Origin of the sequence: Glycomyces rhizosphaerae (assembly GCF_042647865.1) — a bacterium.
Taxonomy (GTDB): Bacteria; Actinomycetota; Actinomycetes; order Mycobacteriales; family Micromonosporaceae; genus Glycomyces; species Glycomyces rhizosphaerae.
In genome coordinates, this window is the sequence record NZ_JBHRWO010000007.1 from 153,533 (window position 1) to 168,285 (window position 14,753).

15 protein-coding genes are annotated in these 14,753 nt (G+C 68.5%); 3 read left to right on the forward strand and 12 right to left on the reverse strand.

All coding sequences use genetic code 11. From position 1 onward, the window contains the following. Positions 1-219: 219 nt before the first annotated feature. Together ACFO8M_RS07520 and ACFO8M_RS07525 are read left to right on the forward strand one after the other, a co-directional pair. A complete protein-coding gene (locus ACFO8M_RS07520) occupies positions 220-597 on the forward strand; it encodes a DUF742 domain-containing protein (protein ID WP_208499594.1) in 378 nt (125 codons plus the stop codon). A gap of 6 nt (positions 598-603) precedes the next feature. Further along, a complete protein-coding gene (locus ACFO8M_RS07525) occupies positions 604-1,191 on the forward strand; it encodes a GTP-binding protein (protein WP_387972738.1) in 588 nt (195 codons plus the stop codon). Between the two features lie 565 nt (positions 1,192-1,756). Here ACFO8M_RS07525 and ACFO8M_RS07530 read toward each other — a convergent pair. The 8 genes from ACFO8M_RS07530 to deoC form a co-directional block, all read right to left on the reverse strand. After that, positions 1,757-3,730: an HNH endonuclease signature motif containing protein gene (locus tag ACFO8M_RS07530; protein WP_387972740.1), complete on the reverse strand. Its 1,974-nt coding sequence runs from the start codon at positions 3,728-3,730 to the stop codon at positions 1,757-1,759. Between the two features lie 392 nt (positions 3,731-4,122). After that, a complete protein-coding gene (locus tag ACFO8M_RS07535) occupies positions 4,123-4,440 on the reverse strand; it encodes a hypothetical protein (RefSeq protein WP_387972743.1) in 318 nt (105 codons plus the stop codon). Positions 4,441-4,932: 492 nt separating this feature from the next. After that, positions 4,933-5,358: a roadblock/LC7 domain-containing protein gene (locus tag ACFO8M_RS07540; protein WP_205328069.1), complete on the reverse strand. Its 426-nt coding sequence runs from the start codon at positions 5,356-5,358 to the stop codon at positions 4,933-4,935. Continuing rightward, positions 5,355-6,917: a hypothetical protein gene (locus ACFO8M_RS07545; RefSeq protein ID WP_387972746.1), complete on the reverse strand. Its 1,563-nt coding sequence runs from the start codon at positions 6,915-6,917 to the stop codon at positions 5,355-5,357. The genes ACFO8M_RS07540 and ACFO8M_RS07545 overlap by 4 nt, the downstream gene beginning before the upstream one ends. A gap of 316 nt (positions 6,918-7,233) precedes the next feature. Continuing rightward, complete coding sequence (locus ACFO8M_RS07550) at positions 7,234-8,028, reverse strand: DNA primase (protein ID WP_387972749.1); 795 nt, start codon at positions 8,026-8,028, stop codon at positions 7,234-7,236. 141 nt (positions 8,029-8,169) lie between these two features. After that, the gene (locus ACFO8M_RS07555; RefSeq protein WP_387972752.1) at positions 8,170-9,045 is read right to left on the reverse strand and encodes an aldehyde dehydrogenase family protein; all 876 of its coding nucleotides are present in this window, start codon (positions 9,043-9,045) and stop codon (positions 8,170-8,172) included. Further along, the gene (locus ACFO8M_RS07560) at positions 9,038-10,456 is read right to left on the reverse strand and encodes an aldehyde dehydrogenase family protein (RefSeq protein WP_387972755.1); all 1,419 of its coding nucleotides are present in this window, start codon (positions 10,454-10,456) and stop codon (positions 9,038-9,040) included. Before ACFO8M_RS07560 ends, ACFO8M_RS07555 begins: the two co-directional genes overlap by 8 nt. 3 nt (positions 10,457-10,459) lie before the next feature. Then, entirely contained in the window at positions 10,460-11,374 is a 915-nt protein-coding gene (deoC, locus tag ACFO8M_RS07565) for a deoxyribose-phosphate aldolase (RefSeq protein WP_387972758.1), read from the reverse strand. 125 nt (positions 11,375-11,499) lie between these two features. Here deoC and upp point away from each other — a divergent pair, with 125 nt between their 5' ends. Then, a complete protein-coding gene (gene upp, locus ACFO8M_RS07570; RefSeq protein WP_387972761.1) occupies positions 11,500-12,132 on the forward strand; it encodes a uracil phosphoribosyltransferase in 633 nt (210 codons plus the stop codon). 41 nt (positions 12,133-12,173) lie between these two features. Here the strand turns inward: upp and ACFO8M_RS07575 are convergent, their stop codons facing one another. The 4 genes from ACFO8M_RS07575 to ACFO8M_RS07590 form a co-directional block, all read right to left on the reverse strand. Further along, positions 12,174-12,332 carry a hypothetical protein gene (locus tag ACFO8M_RS07575; protein ID WP_387972764.1) on the reverse strand — a complete coding sequence of 53 codons (159 nt, stop codon included), beginning with the start codon at positions 12,330-12,332 and terminating at the stop codon, positions 12,174-12,176. Next, positions 12,329-12,739, reverse strand: coding sequence for a type II toxin-antitoxin system VapC family toxin (locus ACFO8M_RS07580; protein ID WP_387972767.1), 411 nt, complete (start codon positions 12,737-12,739; stop codon positions 12,329-12,331). Before ACFO8M_RS07580 ends, ACFO8M_RS07575 begins: the two co-directional genes overlap by 4 nt. Further along, positions 12,724-12,984, reverse strand: a complete 261-nt coding sequence (locus ACFO8M_RS07585) for a type II toxin-antitoxin system Phd/YefM family antitoxin (RefSeq protein ID WP_387972770.1) — start codon at positions 12,982-12,984, stop codon at positions 12,724-12,726. Before ACFO8M_RS07585 ends, ACFO8M_RS07580 begins: the two co-directional genes overlap by 16 nt. Before the next feature lie 102 nt (positions 12,985-13,086). Continuing rightward, positions 13,087-14,745, reverse strand: a complete 1,659-nt coding sequence (locus tag ACFO8M_RS07590; protein WP_387972773.1) for a phospho-sugar mutase — start codon at positions 14,743-14,745, stop codon at positions 13,087-13,089. Positions 14,746-14,753: the final 8 nt, after the last annotated feature.

Below are 14,753 nucleotides of genomic sequence, written 5' to 3' on the forward strand. Positions count from 1 at the left end.
GATCCGGGTCGGCGCAGGCGTCATTGGCGAATGCGCGTGCGGCACGGTAGGCTCCACTCGAGCGGATAGCAGCACGTGTGGGACGAACTGAACAACCAAACCCCTCCGTCGCATCCCCAGGCGACGGGCCGGTGCCTCCCCTGGCACCCGGTAAATGGATAACTGACAAGACTGCGGCACAAGGATTGTGGGATCTGCGGGTCGCGGTTGGAGGTAACAATGGTCCTCGGTGGTGATGAGCCGACCGGCTCACTCGTCAGACCGTACGCGGTCACGCGCGGCCGTACGCGGCCCCAATTGGAGATCGCCCTGGAAGCGCTGGTGGAGACCACCGCGCGCGGCCGGTCCGGGCAGTTCCTCGGTGGCAGGGAACAGAAGGTGATCGTCAATCTCTGCGGCGGCCGCCTGCAGTCCCTCGCCGAGATCGCCGCACGCATGGAGGTGCCGCTCGGCGTCGCCCGCGTGCTGGTCGCCGACATGGCGGCCGACGGCTTGCTGGCAGTGCACGAACCCACCGGATTCGACGCGGACGGCGGCGACGGATCGGTCGGGACCGAACTCCTTGAACGTGTCCTCAGTGGACTCAGGAGGCTATAGAACCCAATGAACGCACCCGCAGACACCTCTCGTGTGACCTCTGCCAAGATCGTCATCGCCGGTGGATTCGGCGTCGGCAAGACGACCTTGGTGGGATCGGTCTCCGAGATCACCCCGTTGACGACCGAGGCGATCATGACCTCCGCCTCCGAAGGCGTCGACGACAACAACCTGGTGCCCGACAAGTCGACTACCACGGTGGCGATGGACTTCGGTCGTATCACCATCGACCAGGACCTCATCCTGTACCTGTTCGGCACCCCCGGCCAGACCCGCTTCTGGTTCATGTGGGACGAGCTCGTGCGCGGCGCCATCGGCGCCATCGTCCTGGTCGACACCCGCCGCCTCGCCGACTGCTTCTCGGTCATCGACTTCTTCGAGCACCGCAAGCTGCCCTACCTCGTGGCGGTCAACTGCTTCGACGGCAAGCAGCTGCACGACCTCAACGACATCCGCGACGCCCTGCAGATCTCGCACGACGTCCCCGTGATGTACACGGACGCCCGTAACCGGGAGTCCACCAAGCAGGTGCTCATCAAGCTCGTCGAATACGTGCTCTCGATGCGCCGCACGCGCACCGTCGGCGTCCACTAAGTGCCCACAAACGGACGTTAGACGACCCGTCTAGGCTGACCCATCTCCCTGGACCATACTTCGAAGGGGCCCAAGGCTGAAAAGCCTTGGGCCCCTTCGTTCTGCCCTTTATGGGGGTCGGTGGGCCGGAAAGAGGGCCCGCAAGGCGGGTCGGAAAGTATTGCGCCCTAAATTTTCTACTCTTTACCCGCTTCCCAAGACCCGTGCGAGCAGGGGTACCTTTTCGTTACAGAGAGTGCCCACCACCAGCTCCTGGAGGCGTTGATGCCGATCGCGCGCATTGCAGAATGGTTCGTCCCGGTTGAGCTGACTGCACTGTGGCAGCAATCGAAACTGACGCAGCAGCAGATCGCCACGAAGCTCGGCGTGAGCCCGCGGACCGTTCGCGCATCCCAATACATACTTCCGAGGTCGGGGACGCACTTGCGCCCGATCTTTTTCCTTGCCTCCCAATTGGCCCGGCTGTCTTGAAGCGCCCGACTCAAAGCCAGCAGCGACAACGAGGTCTCTCGTTCGCGGGGCCGGTCTTCGGCCTTTGGGGCGTATTGGGTTGTGGTTCAACCAGTCAGCGACACCGATGTAGCGGCATCCTGGGCCCGGATTTCGGTCTTCGGGATCGACTGCGCGCAGGGTTCAAGATGGCAGCGACAACGAGGTGGTGTCGACCCGGGCGAGTTCTTCGGCCTGTGGGGTCGATTGGGTTCTGGTTCAGGCGGGCAGCGACAAAGGGCTGAGTGGAGGGCTGGGCTCGCTCTTCGGCTATAGGCGGTGCCTGTTCCGGGTCCTTGCCTGGGTGGGTTTGTTGCCTGTGCATGCTGAGGGGCCCGATCCCATATGGGTGTCGGGCTGCGCTGCTGGTGTTGCGGCGCTTCCCCTCAGCAGTCGCCCGCTGAGGGCACAGTAAGAACGGTGGTTCCCCGTAGTCGACCTCCCGGGCCGGACCAGCCATCACCTTCGGGGTCCTGGGTGCTTCGATCGGTTCGGAAGGCTTGGGGGCCTTGCCGATCGGTGGCGTGATCGGTGGTGTCGGTGTCGGCGGCGATGCCGTTGGCGGTGGTGGTGTTGCCTGGTTGGGTGTCGTGAACTTCGCTCGGCATTTCGCTCTCGCTGCCTTCATGGCTTTGAGGGCGCGGTCTCGGTCGATGGCCTCGGCCAGGGCATCGAGGTCGGGTTTCATGGCCTCGGACCATTCCGACCGGTAGAGCCCGGTGGGGAACACGTCCCAGTCGGTGCCGTGGTGCTCAATGTCCATGTCTTGATCGGTGCGCCAGTCGGAGCAGCCGCACCCGGTGTTCCCACCGGGGGCGCTCGTCGTGTGGTGGCCGTCGTGGTGGGTGATGATGGCTTGTCCGGGGCCGGTCTTCTCCACGGTCCAGCCGGTGGTGTGGATGCGGCCGTGGTGGAACCGGCAGAGCAGGATCAGGTTGTCCGCGATCGTGGGGCCGCCGTCGGCCCAGTGCTGGATGTGGTGTGCTTCGGTCCAGGCGACCGGGCGCCCACACCCGGACCAGGCGCAACCTCCTGGCTGCTCAAGCTCCAGCTTCCGCCGCAGGGCCGTGTTCGGCAGGCGCAGGGCCCGGCCGAGTTCGACTGCTTCGCCTGTGGCGTAGTTGAACACCGAGGGGATCACCACCCCTTCACAAGCCAGGAGGCGCGCCCTGGGAACCGAGATCGGGTCGCCCTCCAGCAGCGGGAGGCGGCCGGTGTCCTTGCCCTGCAACGTCTCGATATCGACCGTGAGATCGAGGGTGGCGGTGTGCCCGTGACGGGTCGCTGCCTGCGGGGAAGACCCGTAGCCGGCGAGGAGCTGGTGGAGGGCTTCGGCGTGCCGGTGCTCCTGCGGGGGTAGCAGGCCGTCGCTGTCTTGGTCTTCTTGACGGGGTGGCGGGCAGGCGGTCTGCAGGTACTTGTCCAACAACCGGCCCGTGGTGTCGGAGAGTTCCGCGGAGAGGCTCCACATGCCGTTGTCCTGGGGCATCAGTTCGAGGCGCTGCAGGGACTGTGCGCCCAACTCGTCCAGCAGTTCGGTTTCTTCGGCGATGGAGGCCCAGAGTTCGTCGAGGTGGCGTTGCAGGTCTTTGAACGAAGCATGGGCGCAGTACTGGGCGACCATGGCTTCCGGTGTCGCGCACTGGACTGAAGCGTCGAAGGGGGAGGGGACTGGTGTCGTGAAGGGGGTGCGGGCGAACAGGCGCATGGCGGGGGTCTTGTCCAACTGGCGGACCGCGAAGGCGACCTGGTCGATCCGGGCCTTCCCCGTCGTAGCCGCTTCCGCGAGGAGACGGAACTTGCCGGAGAGTCTGGCGATGGCGGCGATGGATCCTGCGGTGTTGAACGTGAAGTCGAACTGCGACAGGAGCAGGTCCCGGAGGGCGGAGAACCCGAACTCCGAGCGGTGCAGACCAGAGGTCTTCATCTCGATCACCGCGGCCAGCACCTGGGCGTGGTGGGAGTTGATCGCCTCGGCGGCTTGGTCGAGGGTGGAGCGGATGGCCTGGGCCTGGGAACGGCGATCCTGAGTGGGGGACGTAGTGGCCATCTGACACCTCCTCGAACTATCCGGCTGATTTCGCTTGTTTGTGCTGTACCAAGCATAGATCGGTCAGGGGTCGACTGTCATCACCCAATCGGGTGAATCATCGATGTTTGGGCAGGTCAACAGCACTGTCCCCCGGGGTCGGGCGTGTCGGCCAGCGCCCACAACCGACCCGGCGGCCGCAGTCCGACCCAGGCACCTCAGGCCCTTTGTCGCTGCCCGCCCGAACCCTGACCACAACCAACCACGAAACCGAACAACAACCAAGAGAGCCCCCTTCCCTTTTGTCGCCGCCGCCCGAACCCCGATCACGACCAACCCTCAAGCCGGAGTACCGGCCGAGGAGGTCCCCACCTCGTTGTCGCCGCCGCCCGAACCCCGACCACAACCAACCCTCAAGCCGGAGTACCGACCGAGGAAGTCCCCACCTCGTTGTCGCCGCCGCCCGAACCCCACCCGAACGAGACCATGCTCAGTTTCGCGGCGATCCAATCCGCGATGTCCACGACGACCGCCCGGTCTACGTGGTCAGCGCGCCCGTAATCCTCCGGAGTCGAGCGCCCCTCCCCGGGAATGAACTGGTGGTTGTCGGCCTCGTAGATGCGGAAGTCGGCTGCCGGGTGACCGGCCAGGCCGCGTTTCCAGCGGGCGAGGTAGTCGTCCACGGTCACTTGATAGTCCCTGCCGCCCTGGAGGACCACCTTGCCGCCCATGCTGTGTTCGCCGATGTGGATCCGGTTCGGGTCGATCGCCGGGTGGGCGCGCAGCGCCTCGATCGCGGCCAGCGCGTGCGGGACGTATTCGTCGGCGACGGTGAAGTCGCGGTCCGGCCTACCTCGACCGTGAGGACTCCGGCCGGCGCACGATCCGGTCGGCTACCGCCAGCACGCCGTCTGGCTCGACCAGGACGAGCTGGAGGAACTGAACGGCCAACTGCGCCAAGCGCTCCTGCAGACGCTGGAGAACAAGCCCGCGCCCGGCCGCACGCAGTATCTGATCAGCCCGATCCTCTTCCCGATCCTGGGCGAGCCGACATGAAAGAAGCCGCCGCTACCAGCGATAGTCGAGGAACTTGCCCTCGAAGGTGACCACCACGCGGTCGCCGTCGGGGGTCCGGACCGGGTCGGTGCCGCGGGGTCGCGGCCAAGTAGCGCAACGGAAACGGGCCCTGAGGCGATCGCCTCAGGGCCCGTTCCAGGTAAGTCTCAGATGACCTTCGGGATCGATCCCGTGTTCGTCAGTGCCTCGTTCAGCAAGGGCCCCACCTGCATCGTGAACTGGCCCAGTTCGTAGCCGAGCTGTTCGCGGTCACACTGCGACACGGCCAGAAGCGTCAGGCAGATCTGCGGCCCGACCGGGGCGGCCAGGAGGACGCCCTCGGCCATTTCGACGATGACCTGCTGCGTCGGACCGTGGTCCATCGAGCGGCCGGCGCCCTCGCCCATGGAGAGCAGACCGGAGCCGATGCCCGCCAACTGGTCGGCGCGCTCCTTCGGGAGCCCGGCCGAGACCGCCAGCGGCAGCCCGTCCACGCTCACCAGGACGGCGTGTGAGAGCCCGGGGGTGCGCGCCACGAGCGATCCGAGCAACATGCTCAGGGAGCGCTCGTAGACACCGAGATTGGCGCTCATCGGGTCGCCATCCTCTCCGTCCTGGCGCCGGCACCGGGGCGTCCGCCCCGGGCGCGGCCCCAGCCCTTGAAGTAGCCGGCGGTGTTCTGCGCCAGCAGTTCAGGGTCGCGGTCGATCGGCTCGTCGAAGCGCGGCTCGTCGTCGACGACCGCGCCGGGCACCAGGTTCGCCTGGGGCTTGCGGCGGGGCAGGCCCGCGGGCGTGATCGGCTCTTCGGTCTCGGGGTCCTCGGTGACGTGGCGGGCGGTGCGCCAGCCGTCGTCGCCGGGGAGGTTCCACGTCTCCGGTTCGGGCTCTTCGCCTTCGGGCCGTTTGAACCAGGCGCTGCGGGCCTGGCCGAGGATGAGGAGTCCGTCCTCGTCGTTCATCAGGCTCGCGACGTCGACGATGTTGACGTCTTCCCTGGGCTGCCAAGGGTGTCGGCGCGGCTCCGGCTCGGGCGCGAGCATGCTCTCGGAGCGGAACGCGTCCGCCGGGGCGTGCAGGTCCGACTGCGGCAGCTCGGCGGGCTGGGCCCTGCGGCGGCGGCGGATGGAGCGGGTGTGGCTCTCGCCGTCGACCGGAGGCATATGCGATTCCGGGATCACCTGTGTCGCTTCGAGATCCACCGGCAGCACGGAGTGCAGCTGCGAGGCCGGGTCGAGCGCGCGGAGGCTCTGGCGGTCGGGGAGGTCGCCGGGGAGGCGGACGGTGGTGTGCGTGTCGTGGCCGTGGCGGCGCGGCGCGCGGTCCTGGTCGTCGTCCTCGGCGGCGACCGGCGCGGGCGGGGGCGCGGTGTCGAAGCGCGGGCGCTTGGCCTGCAGCAGGCCGATGAGGCCTTCGAGCGAGCGGTCCCAGGCGGAGACGGCCTCGGCGGTGGCGGAGACGGACGGCGCGACGGACGGGTCGTCGCCGCCGCCGATCTCGCGGATCGCCTCGGTGAGGGCTCCGGCCATCGCGGCGACCTGACCGGGGTCGGCGACCGTGGCCAGGTCTGCGGCGAGCTCTTCGGTCGAGATCGACTGGAGCGCACCGGGTTGCGGAAGCCGGTAGAGGATGGCGACGGCGTTGGCCTCGCTCGGGTCGTCCCAGGCGGCCAGCGCCGCCGGGAAGACCGCGCGCAGGAGGCACGTGAGCGCCTCTGCCGCGTCGTGACGGGCTCTGGCGGCTGCGGCCACCGTGTCGAGGATGGGGCGCAGAGCGTTGATCTCGGGGCGCGCGGCGAACGGCTGGCCGGCGACCTCGCCGGTGGCGAGGCCGCGGGCGATCGCGATGGCGTCGTCGAGGGCGTCCTTGGAGCGGGACGCGGGGCTGGCGGCGCGGATCACGAGGTGTCCGGCCGCTGCGGCGAACTCGGCCAGCTGGACCACGTCGCCGTCGACGGCGACCGAGACGGACTGTCCCGGGGCGGATCTGGCGAGGAGGCTGTTGAGGCGGACCCATCCACGGGGGTCGTCGCCGAAGGTGTCGGTGGCGATGAGGCCGCCGCCGGCCGCGACGAGCGCGACCGCGCAGGCGGTGTCGCCGTGTCCGGCTCCTGCTACCTGCTGGTCGATGGTGATGCCGCAGAACACTTGCACCCGCGGGGCTCCTCTCGTAGGGCGCGCCCGTCCGGGCGCCGAACCCTGTCGGCGGGGCGCATGCCCAGCCGGTATTTACCAGTCCGTTATCAGTTTTCCGCAGAATACTCGGTTCTGCAAGCGGACAGGCAGTGCGGGTTCCGGAAGGGCGGGAAGGTCATAGCACACATTTCCGTCAATTTCCCAACGCGGTCTACCAGGCGATTCCCTTGTGGAATAACGCAGCGGCGCCGCCGCAATACAATGCGGCGGCACCGGGAATCGGACTCTGCGTATGAGTCGGCATGGGCTGTTCGGCTGATAGGGAACCGACGCGCTAGCGCCATTCCACGTGGTCGTTGATCTTGGCGATGACGCCGCGCCAGGCGATCGCGGCCTGCTGCGCGTCGTTCTTCTTCAAGCGGCGCTTGGCGAGCTTGCCGCGCAGGCCGCCGTCGACGATGACGCGGAAGGTCTCGTCGAGGTCGTCGAGCGGCGAGCCGGGGGCCAGCGAGCCGATGATCGAGTCGTTCTTCAGCGCGTATCCGAGGTCGCGGCCGACCTCGGCGGCCTTGATGAGCAGCTCGGGCTCCCAGGACTCCTGGCCGCCGCGCAGATTGGCGACCACCAGGTCCAGCTCATAAGTGTCGTCTTCGTCACACACAATGTCGTCGGCGCTGAGGCGGTCCTGCAGCTCGCCGTACTCCTCGACCGCGGCGAGGTCGTGGTCGTCGTTGTCCCTGACAAACGCGACGAGCAACTCCGGCTCGCGGAAGACCAGCAGCTTCCCCTTGCGGGTCAAGAAGACCGGTACTTCCTCAGGGGTGGCGTCGAGGGCGTCCTCCTCGGCGTCGTCCGCCTCGTCCTCGAAGTCGGCCGGGTCGGGCTCGGGGGCGTCCTCGTCCTCGGAGAGCTCGGCCTCGGGCTCGTCAGCGGACTCGTCCTCGAGGGCCTCGGGCTCCTCCGGCTCCTCGGCCGGCTTCGCGCCGGGGAGGGTGTCGGACATCCGGTAGGCGCGCAAGGTGAAACCGGAGTCCTTGCCCAGGTGGAGTTCCACCGGGTCGATGCTCATCTCGTTCCAAAGCTTGTCGCTCGCGGCGCTGCGCGCCGTCCCGTCCGATTCGGCCGCCATGTCGCGTCCCTCCCGTAGTGATCTAGCTGGGGAACAGCGTACGACGGAGCGACACGCCCGGTCGTACCCGGTAGGTCCATTCGGAAAGGAATATGCCAATGGGGCCTCACTGATAGACGGTGAGGCCCCATCGAGCGTGATTCAGTAACCGCCTCCGGCGGCCGCGGCCATCCCGGCCGGGTGCCACACGGTCTTGTACTCGGTCCACTGCCGCAGCAGGCTGAGGGCGTCGCCGCCCTTCCCGGGGCGGCGGACCACCTTGAGGGTCTCGGCGGCGGCGGCCTCCAGGCTCGCGGCCAGCTCGGCGTCGGCGACGCCGCTCAGGTCGAGTCCGTTGACGTCGGCGTGCGCGGCCAGATGCGGCGCGACCTCGGCGGCCTTGCCGCTCAACACGTTCACGACCCCGCCGGGCAGGTCCGAGGTGGCGAGCACTTCACCGAAGCTCAACGCGGGCAAGGGCTTCGTCTCGCTCGCGAGGACCACCACGGTGTTGCCGGAGGCGATGGCGGGGGCCACGGCCTCGATCAGGCCCAGGAACGGGTCCTCCTGCGGGGCGATCACGGCGATGACGCCGAGCGGCTCGGGCGTGGTGTGGTTGAAGTACGGGCCGGCGACGGGGTTGGCCCCGCCGAGCACCGAGGTGTACTTGTCGGTCCATCCCGCGTAGTGCACGAGCCGGTCCGTCGCGGCCTCCACGACCCCAAGGGCCTCATGGACGTCCGCGCCGGTGGCCTCGGCGAGCTCTTCGGCGAACTGCCCGGCGCGGCCTTCGAGCATCTCGGCGGCCCGGTACAGGATCTGGCCCCGCAGGTACGAGGTCTGCCCGGCCCAGGGCCGCTGCGCCTTGCGGGCGGCGGCGACGGCGTCGCGGGCGTCCTTGCGGCTGGCGAGCGCGGCGTTGGCCAGCTCCGTCCCGTCCGGACTGCTCACGGGGTAGCTCCTTCCGGACTCGGAGCGGGGGAACTTCCCGCCCAGGTACAGCTTGTAGGTCTTTTTGACCCTCAGGCGATCAGACATCGAGGTAGGCCTCCAGCCCCTGGCGGCCGCCTTCGCGGCCGTAACCGGACTCCTTCAGGCCGCCGAACGGGCTGGCGGCGTCGAACTGGTTGAACGTGTTGGCCCACACCACGCCCGCGCGCAGCCGCTCGGCCGCCCACAGGATCTTGGAGCCCTTCTCCGTCCACACTCCGGCCGAGAGGCCGTAGGGGGTGTTGTTGGCCTTGGCGATCGCCTCGTCCGGGGTGCGGAACGTGAGCACGCTGAGCACCGGCCCGAAGATCTCCTCCTTGGCGATCCGCATGGACTGCTGGACGCCGGTGAAGACGGTGGGGCGGAACCAGAAGCCGCGCTCGGGCAGGTCGCAGGCGGGCTGCCAGACCTCGGCGCCCTCGCCGGTCCCGGTCTCGGTGAGCGCCTGGATCCGGGAGAGCTGCTCGGCGGAGTTGATCGCGCCGATGTCGGTGTTCTTGTCGAGCGGGTCGCCCACGCGCAGGGTCTCCACGCGGGCCTTCAGGCGCTCCAGCACTTCCTCGGCCACCGACTCCTGCACGAGGAGGCGGGAACCGGCGCAGCACACGTGCCCCTGGTTGAAGAAGATCCCGTTGACGATGCCCTCAACGGCCTGGTCTACGGCTGCGTCGTCGAACACGATGTTCGCGGCCTTGCCGCCGAGCTCCAGGGTGAGCTTCTTCTTGGAGCCCGCGATGGACTCGGCGATCGCCCGGCCCACTGCGGTCGAACCGGTGAAGGCGACTTTGTCCACAGGGCTGTTGACCAGGGCCGCGCCCGTGGCGCCGGCGCCGGGGAGGATGTTGACCACGCCCGGGGGCAGGTCGGCCTCCTGGCACAGCTCGGCGAACATGAGCGCGGTCAGCGGCGTGGTCTCGGCGGGCTTGAGCACCACCGTGTTCCCGCACGCGAGCGCCGGCGCGATCTTCCACGCCAGCATGAGCAGCGGGAAGTTCCACGGAATGACCTGGCCGATGACGCCGAGCGGCTTAGGGTCCGATCCGAGGCCCGCGTAAGCGAGCTTGTCGGCCCAACCGGCGTGGTAGAAGAAGTGCTGCGCCGCGGTCGGCACGTCGAAGTCGCGGGTCTCCTTGATGGGCTTGCCGTTGTCGAGGGACTCGGCGACGGCGAACTCGCGGGCCTTCTCCTGGAGCAGGCGGGCGATCCGGAACAGGTACTTGCCGCGTTCGGTGCCGCTCATGGGGCCCCACACGGTCTCCTGCGCGCGGCGGGCCGCGGCGACGGCGGTCGCGACGTCGGCCTCCCCGGCCTCGGTCACCGTGAACAGGACCTCCTCAGTGGAGGGGTTGACCGATTTGAAGGTCTCCTGGCCGTCGACGAACTCGCCGTCGATGAACAGCCCGTAGTGCTCTTTGATCTGGGGCCGCACCGACTCGGGTGCGGGCGCGTACTCGAACATCGCTTAGTCCACCGTCACGTAGTCGGGGCCGGAGTAGTGGCCGGTCTTGAGCTTCTGGCGCTGCATGAGCAGGTCGTTGAGCAGGCTGGAGGCGCCGAAGCGGAACCACTCGTTGGAGAGCCATGGGTCGCCGAGGATCTCGTTGACGCACACCAGGTACTTGATGGCGTCCTTGGTGTTGCGGATGCCGCCCGCGGGCTTGACGCCGACCTGGACGCCCGTGAGCGCGCGGTAGTCGCGCACGGCCTGCAGCATGAGGAGGGTGACCGGCAGGGTGGCGTTCACGCCCACCTTGCCGGTGGAGGTCTTGATGAAGTCGGCCCCGGCGTACATGGCGAGCCAGGAGGCGCGGCGCACGTCGTCGTAGGTCACGAGCTCGCCGGTCTCGAGGATGACCTTGAGGCGGGCATCGCCGCTGGCGGCCTTGACGGCCTTGATCTCGTGGAAGACCCGTTCCAGATCACCGGAGAGGAACGCGCCGCGGTTGATGACCATGTCGATCTCGTCGGCCCCGGCGCGGACGGCCGCCTCGGTGTCGGCCAGGCGGATGTCGAGGGGCAGCTGCCCGGAGGGGAAACCGGTCGCGACCGACGCGACCTTCACGGCGGACCCTTTGAGCACTTCGACCGCGGTGGGGACCATGGCCGGGTAGACGCAGACCGCGGCGGTCGAGGGCGCGTCCCCGTCGGGCCGCAGCGCCTTGGACGCGAGCGACCGGACCTTGCCGGGCGTATCCGCGCCTTCAAGTGTCGTGAGGTCGATCATGCTGATGGCGAGGTCGATGGCCTTGGCCTTCGACGCCGCCTTGACCGAGCGGGTGGCGAGCCCCGCCGCGCGCGCTTCGAGGCCTACCGCGTCGACGCCGGGGAGGGCGCGGACGAGGGAGGCGGCCTCGGCGCCGCTCAAAATAGATCCCATGACTGGATGATATCCGTATCTTGGCTGTACGCACGCGCGGCTCGCAAGCTTCGCCGCGTGTTCGACTCAGACTGTGGTGACCAGCTCACATTAGCGCGGCGAGCTGGGCGTTAAGGTTGGGAACCGTGGATGTCAAGATCGTCGAACACCCGCTCGCCGCAGAACGGCTTACCGCCATGCGGGACGAGCGCTCGGACTCGCCAAGGTTCCGGGCTGCCCTGCACGAGCTCACTACGATGCTCGTCTACGAGGCCACGCGCGACGTGGCCGTGACCGAATACGAGATCAGGACGCCCGTGGCCCCGGCCAAGGGCTACCGGCTCGGGAACCCGCCGCTGCTCGTCCCCGTCTTGCGGGCCGGGCTCGGCATGGCCGACGCCGCCCAGGCGATGATCCCGGACGCCTCGATGGGATTCGTGGGCCTGGCCCGCGACGAGGAGACCCACCAGCCGTACGCCTACATGGAGTCCCTGCCCGACGACCTGGCCGGACGCCACGTCATCGTGCTCGACCCGATGGTCGCCACCGGCGGCTCGCTCCTGCGCTGCTGCGAGATGATCGCCTCCCGCGGGTGCACGGACATCGACCTCATCAGCGTCCTGTGCGCCCCCGACGGCATCGAGAAGCTCGCCGCCTCGGGGATCGCCATGAAGATGACCACCGCCGCCGTCGACCCCGAACTCAACGGCAAGGCCTACATCGTCCCCGGCCTCGGCGACGCGGGCGACCGCCAGTTCGGCGCCTACCGCCGCTACTAGCGAGAACGAGATGAGGGGCCGGGCGCAGCGCGCCCGGCCCCTCATTCGTCTCCGGCCATCCGCTGGATGTCGGGATCGACGTCGAAGACGCGGTCATCGACGTCGAGTTCGCCCCGCAGGCCGCCGAAAACAACCGCCGTCTCGCTCGCCGGCTGGCGTTCATCGCTTTCGGACGATTGTTTCTCGGGGATCGAGGTCATGAGGTCGACAGTTCGATGACGTTCACGCCGGGGAGGCTTCCGAAGTCGGCCTTGCGGTCGAGGGTGACCATAATCCGATTGGTCGCGAGAGCCGTAGCGGCGATCATGAGGTCGATTTCGCCTCTGGGGGAGCCCGATCGCCTGCAGTGAGCTTTGAGATCCGCGTGGAACTCCGTCACATCGACGGTGTAATCCACGAGCGAGCAGTTCCGCAGCACTCGTTCGACCGCGGCTGTTCGGCGCGCGCGTTTCTCCGGTACTGAGAGTTTGGCGCCGTACTTCAACTCGGTCAGCGTCACGGTCGCCACCGCGACATCGTCGTCGAACTGCATGGCTGCCGCAGGATCGAGTTTGCCGCGCTCGAGTGCGATGACGATGCCGGTGTCCCAGATCAGTCGTCGCCCCACGGGTCCTCGATCTCGGCAGGCTTGTTCATCTCTTTGTGCACCTCTTCGAGGATGTCGGCGAACTCCTCATCCGGCTCGATCGACGAGTATGCCTCGATGAGTGCCGCGCCGTTGGCGCGGTGCGGCGGAGTGATCGTTGCGACGTGTTCGCCTCCGCGCATGACTTCGAAGGTCTCGCCGCGGCGGGACGCGTCCAGAATCGCCGAGAACCGACGGGCGGCCTCGGTGGCGGATATGGCAGTCATACTTATCATATTATCTGATTTATCAGATCAATCAAGCGGTTCGTGGGAGCGACACGCTGGAGGGGCCGGGCTCGCAGCGTCCGGCCCCTCCAGCGTTGTTCGTTAGTGGGGCACGCCCAGGATGGCGGCGATCTCGGCCTTCAGGGCCTCGACGCTCGCCCTCGCGCGTTCGCGGGCTCCATGGAGGTCGCCGCCGACGTCCTCGCGGACCTCCAAGTAGGCCTTGAGCTTCGGCTCGGTGCCGCTGGGCCGGCAGACGACCCGGGCGTCGGCCGTGGTGACGGTGACGACGTCGGCTTCGGGGAGGCGGTCGAGGTATTCGGTGACCGGCTCGTCCAGGAGCGACGTGGGCTGGTGGGCCCGCAGCCGCTTCATGCAGGCGTCGATCTCGCTGAGGTCCTCGACCCGCACCGAGAGCTGGCCCGTCTCGTAGACGCCGAACTCCTCGGCCAGTTCGTCGAGGCGGTCCTGCAGGGTCGCCATGCGGGCCGCCTGGCCCGCCGCGATCTCGCTGACGACCAGCGACGCGGAGATGCCGTCCTTGTCGCGCAGGAACTCCGGGGCCACGCAGTAGCCCAGGGCCTCTTCGAACGCGAACGCCAGGTCGGCGCTGGTGCGCGCCAGCCACTTGAAGCCCGTGAGGGTCTCCATGTAGCCGAAGCCGCGCTTCTCGCACATCGCCTTGAGCTGCGTGGTCGACACGATCGTGGTCGCGTAGGTCCCCTTGCGGCCCTTGCGCATCCAGTGGTCGGCCAGGAGCACGCCCACCTCGTTGCCGCTGAGCTGGCGCCACGAGCCGTCGCCGACCGGGACGGCCACCGAGCAGCGGTCGGCATCCGGGTCCAGTGCGAGCGCCACGTCGGCGCCCTCTTCGATCGCGAGCGCCTTCAGCAGGTCGATCGCGCCCGGCTCCTCCGGGTTGGGGAACGACACCGTGGGGAAGTCCGCGTCCGGCGCGGCCTGCTCGGCCACCAGGGCCGGGGCCGGGAATCCGGCCTTCTCCATGGCCTTCACCAGGGTGGAGCCGCCGACGCCGTGCATCGGGGTGGCAACGGAGGCGAGGCGCTTGGGGTCGTCGGGGTCGACCACGGAGGCGACCGCGGTCAGGTACTGGTCCAGGATGGACTCGTCGAGGAGTTCGCCCTCGTCGCCCAGCGGGACTTCGGAGAGCGGCCCGAGCGCTTCGATCGCGGCCTCGATCTCGGTGTCCGCGGGCGGGACGATCTGCGCGCCCGCGCCCAGGTCGCCGCCCAGTTCGCGGCCGAGGTACACCTTGTAGCCGTTGTCCTGGGGCGGGTTGTGGCTGGCGGTCACCTGGACCGCGGCCGCGCCGCCGAGCTTCGTGACCGCGTAGGCGGTCACGGGGGTCGGCAGCGGCCCGGGCATGACCAGGGCCCGGCGCCCGGAGCCGGTGACGACGCGGGCGGTCTCGGCGGCGAACTCGCGGCTGAGGTGGCGCGCGTCGTAGCCGATCACCACGGGGCCGTCGGCGCCCTTGGCGTCGAGCCAGTTCGCGAGTCCCGCGGCGGCGGCGCGCACGACGGCGAGGTTCATCCCGTTCGGGCCGGCCCGGAGCGGGCCGCGCAGGCCCGCGGTGCCGAACTTGAGCCGTCCGGCGAAGCGGTCGGCGAGTTCCGCGGCCGTCTCGGGGAGGGCGTCCAGCAGCCGGTACAGCTCGTCTCGAGAGGTCTTGTCAGGGTCGTCGGTGATCCACTGCAGCACTTGCGCGCGCAGCGGGTCCAGGTTGGTCGTCTCCTCCATGGGGAAAT

What these genes read in the sequence shown, in the direction of transcription:
- ACFO8M_RS07575 (WP_387972764.1), bottom strand. Translation starts at nt 12,332, where the DNA reads ATGACCTCGATCCCCGAGAAACAATCGTCCGAAAGCGATGAACGCCAG.
- ACFO8M_RS07550 (WP_387972749.1), bottom strand. Translation starts at nt 8,028, where the DNA reads ATGGCGGCCGAATCGGACGGGACGGCGCGCAGCGCCGCGAGCGACAAG.
- ACFO8M_RS07560 (WP_387972755.1), bottom strand. Translation starts at nt 10,456, where the DNA reads ATGTTCGAGTACGCGCCCGCACCCGAGTCGGTGCGGCCCCAGATCAAA.
- ACFO8M_RS07540 (WP_205328069.1), bottom strand. Translation starts at nt 5,358, where the DNA reads ATGAGCGCCAATCTCGGTGTCTACGAGCGCTCCCTGAGCATGTTGCTC.
- ACFO8M_RS07590 (WP_387972773.1), bottom strand. Translation starts at nt 14,745, where the DNA reads ATGGAGGAGACGACCAACCTGGACCCGCTGCGCGCGCAAGTGCTGCAG.
- ACFO8M_RS07530 (WP_387972740.1), bottom strand. Translation starts at nt 3,730, where the DNA reads ATGGCCACTACGTCCCCCACTCAGGATCGCCGTTCCCAGGCCCAGGCC.
- ACFO8M_RS07525 (WP_387972738.1), top strand. Translation starts at nt 604, where the DNA reads ATGAACGCACCCGCAGACACCTCTCGTGTGACCTCTGCCAAGATCGTC.
- ACFO8M_RS07585 (WP_387972770.1), bottom strand. Translation starts at nt 12,984, where the DNA reads ATGACTGCCATATCCGCCACCGAGGCCGCCCGTCGGTTCTCGGCGATT.
- ACFO8M_RS07555 (WP_387972752.1), bottom strand. Translation starts at nt 9,045, where the DNA reads ATGTCTGATCGCCTGAGGGTCAAAAAGACCTACAAGCTGTACCTGGGC.
- deoC (WP_387972758.1), bottom strand. Translation starts at nt 11,374, where the DNA reads ATGGGATCTATTTTGAGCGGCGCCGAGGCCGCCTCCCTCGTCCGCGCC.
- ACFO8M_RS07535 (WP_387972743.1), bottom strand. Translation starts at nt 4,440, where the DNA reads ATGGGCGGCAAGGTGGTCCTCCAGGGCGGCAGGGACTATCAAGTGACC.
- ACFO8M_RS07520 (WP_208499594.1), top strand. Translation starts at nt 220, where the DNA reads ATGGTCCTCGGTGGTGATGAGCCGACCGGCTCACTCGTCAGACCGTAC.